Raw genomic sequence first — 3,386 nt, forward strand, 5'->3', positions numbered from 1 at the left:
TACCTCCTTCGAGCAACTTGCCTGTATTCTTGATGGTATCGTAGGAAAGTCCTGCAAGCACACTTGCATACTCGCCTGCCTTCTTGAAAGCGTCGAAGGCGCTCTCGAAGCGGGAACCGGCGAGGTCAGAAAGCACATCGTATGCCGGACGGAGCTTTTCGTCGGGGCAGACAGGGCAGGCGGAGAGCTTCTGCAAAATGTTCAGGCTATTCACCATAGTACCCTGGACTTCGCTCCAGTGGCGAATGCCGAAAGCGAGCGACGCCTTTTGGGCGGTGGCATCGTCAAATGCCGAGAGAGCAATGCGGGTCGGAATCTTTTCAAGGGCAGAGGCCGCAGAACCACCTTCGCCAAAGATGTCGTTATTCACGGTGACAAGCACCTTGAATTCAGAAGCACGCTTCGTAAGGTCTTCGAGGTTGTTGTCAGGAATGCCAAGCAGCTTGAAACCGGCGCGGTTTGCAAACGGGTCGCCACTCATGGCAATTCCGTCGGGGGCACCCACCTTCTTGAAGGTGCCGCCGAAAAGTTCGGCGGAGTCGCCCAAGGATTCCTTGAGCATGCGAACCGCAGCGAGATCTTCGACGGTGCATGCGCCACCGGCGACGAGGGCGACCTTGCCCCCGGCCTTAAGGGCGGACTTCACCGCATCCAGATCCATAGCCGGCAAGCGGTTCTTGTCGAAGTTCTGGAACGCAAGGCGGCTCGTATTAGAGAGCCAGCTGCGGTTCACTTCGGGGTTGCAGCGCGGCATCACGCGGTAGATGTGACCGTCGGCGTAGTCGAGCCAGATGTTTGCACCCAGGGAGTCGTCCATCGAAATGGTCGGCGTGTGGCTCAGGAGCCAGACGCGCTTCTGGAAGCGGAAGTACTTCGCGGTCATGGCACCCACCGGACAAACGTCCGTGACGCACAAGTCGTATTCGTGGTCAAGTTTTTCGCCCGGGAAGGTCGTAATGTAAGTGTGGTCGGCACGGCCAGCGAGCTGCAACTGTTCGGAACCGGCGATACTACGCATAAAGCGCACGCAACGGTCGCACTGCACGCAGCGTTCTTCGTCGAGCAACACGCGCGGGCCTAAGTCCACGTGCTTACCGCCACGGAGCTGACCCTTGGCATCAATGAACTGGTGCGCCGGATTGCCGTGGTAGTTCTTGCCGTATTCCGGACGCATGCGGGATTCGTTCTGGCCCGCTTCCATGTAGTTCTCTTGCAGGGTGCATTCACCGGCCTTGTCGCAAATCGGGCAATCGAGCGGGTGGTTCACCAGCATGAATTCCTGGGTGGCCTTGCGGGCGTTCTTCACGCGGGCACTAGATGCGGGCGTGTAAATCTTCATGCCCGGAGCGACCGGCGTGTAGCATGCAATCACGAGCATGCGACCGCGGGGGCCTTCTTGCTCCACCAGGCACTGGCGGCAGTTACCGGACACCGGCAAATACGGGTGGTAACATACGTGAGGAGTTTCAATCCCGACAGCCTTCAAAGCTTCGAGGAGGTTCGTGTCGCCCGGAACCATCACCGGCTTGTCGTCCACGAAGATTTCCACCTTCGGGCTGTTCTCGGTCGGGAGTTTCGGCATGTTATAGTAGTTACTCATATGATTACCAGAAAATTCCAGGACGATAGTTTTCCTGAACACGCGGCTTGGCGTGGTCGGGGTTCTTTGCGATTAATTCATCGAAGTCAGCGCGGAACTTCGCCGTGTAGGAGCCCACCGGGCCACCGAGCGAAATAGACAGCGGGCAAATCGTCACGCCGCCAAATCCACCAGAAAGACTCTGCATGAGTTCCACGTCGCCGTCGTGGCCCTTGCCTTCCACAATCTGGTTCAGAATGCGGTGCAAAAGACCCGTACCTTCGCGGCACGGAGTGCACTGGCCGCAAGATTCGTGGCTGTAGAAGTTGCCGAGCACGTTCAGGAGTTCAGCCATGTTGTGCGTATCGTTAATCACGATCATGGCGCCCGAACCGAACATCGTCTTCATGGAAGCGAGGCATTCGTAATCCATGGTAGCAACGGCGCATTCGCCCGCGTTCAGCGGAGCACAGGAAGAACCGCCCGGGAGTACCGCCTTCAGGTTTCCGCCCACGATACCGCCGGCGTATTCGTTAATCATCGTCATCATCGGAGTGCCGAGCGGAGCTTCGTACACGCCCGGATTTTTCACGTCGCCCGAGATGCAGAACACCTTGGTACCGCCGGCACGGGGAGTGCCCATCTTGGCGTATTCTTCGGGTTCATGCTGGAAAATCCACGGGAGAGACATAATGGTCTCGACGTTGTTCACGCAAGTCGGGCTCTTCCATGCACCGCTCACCGCCGGGAAAGGCGGCTTCAGACGGGGCTGTCCCTTCTGGCCTTCGAGCGAGTTGATCAAAGCAGTTTCTTCACCGCAAATGTAGGCGCCTGCGCCACGGTGAACAAAGATATCGAAACTGAACTTGGTGCCGCAAATGTTTTCGCCGAGATAACCGGCGGCGTATGCCTGATTCAAAGCCTTGTTCAAGCTTTCGATGCAGGGCAGGAATTCGCCACGGCAGTAGATGTATGCGGCACGGCTACCAAGAGCCCAGGCTGCAATAATCAAGCCTTCGATCAAGCGGTGCGGATCCTCCATCATCAAGAAGTGATCCTTAAAGGTACCGCCTTCGCCTTCGTCAGCGTTCACTACAATGTACACGGGCTTGCCGGAATTGCGCGGAACAAAGCTCCACTTCATACCGGTCGGGAAGCCTGCACCGCCACGGCCACGCAGGCCGGAACGCTGCACGTAGTCAATCACTTCGAACTGGCTCATGTTGAACAAGCGATCCGAAATGTTCGCGTAGCCGCCCAGCTTCTTGTAGACTTCGATGTCCTGGGCGCCCTTGCCAAAATTTCCTGTACAAACTTTTACTACTTCAGCCATAATTACTTAGCCTCCTCTACGGGCGCGGGCTTCTGGGTAGTCACCGCTTCCTTGGAAGGTTTTGCCGTACGTTCACCGGAAGTTGCAATCATGCGATACACATCGCCCGCCTTGCCGGCAGCATCTACAAAGGCCTTGTCCTTCACGCCGGGCTCGCCCACGGCGACCCAGTCATTGCCGTTCTTCTTTTCGACGACAATTTTCGTGAATTCGGGAGCGCCCTTCCAGGTGAGGGTAGCGCCGTTTTCGTCAGCTTCGGCCTTCACGTTAAGCACCGGAGAAGGCGGAGCGTAGTCAGCGACCTGCGGCTTGGCCGTAGCACCCGGAGCACCGGGATGGCCGCCGTGGCCCTTCACTGTGCCGCCGAGCACGTCGTGCTTCGGAATGTTGTTCGCGTGAGCCTTGCACCAGTCGATAATGCGATCGATGCTAGCTTCGGTAAGAGTCGTACCGCGCTTCATCTTGAGCTGACCG

2 protein-coding genes and 1 pseudogene are annotated in these 3,386 nt (G+C 57.5%); all 3 read right to left on the reverse strand.

Annotation, left to right across the window (positions count from 1 at the left end):
* Positions 1-1,600 (reverse strand): 2Fe-2S iron-sulfur cluster-binding protein (locus Q0628_RS12195; protein ID WP_298771345.1); only part of this gene is annotated, 1,600 nt, incomplete at its 3' end.
* Between the two features lie 4 nt (positions 1,601-1,604).
* Positions 1,605-2,912, reverse strand: a complete 1,308-nt coding sequence (gene nuoF / locus Q0628_RS12200; protein WP_298771348.1) for an NADH-quinone oxidoreductase subunit NuoF — start codon at positions 2,910-2,912, stop codon at positions 1,605-1,607.
* A gap of 2 nt (positions 2,913-2,914) precedes the next feature.
* A pseudogene (locus Q0628_RS12205) lies at positions 2,915-3,386 on the reverse strand (NAD(P)H-dependent oxidoreductase subunit E); the annotation flags it as partial.

It is taken from the genome of uncultured Fibrobacter sp. (assembly GCF_937877005.1).
Taxonomy (GTDB): Bacteria; Fibrobacterota; Fibrobacteria; order Fibrobacterales; family Fibrobacteraceae; genus Fibrobacter.

Excerpts from the sequence above, each read along its gene's own strand:
- nuoF (WP_298771348.1), bottom strand. The coding sequence starts at position 2,912 with ATGGCTGAAGTAGTAAAAGTTTGTACAGGAAATTTTGGCAAGGGCGCC.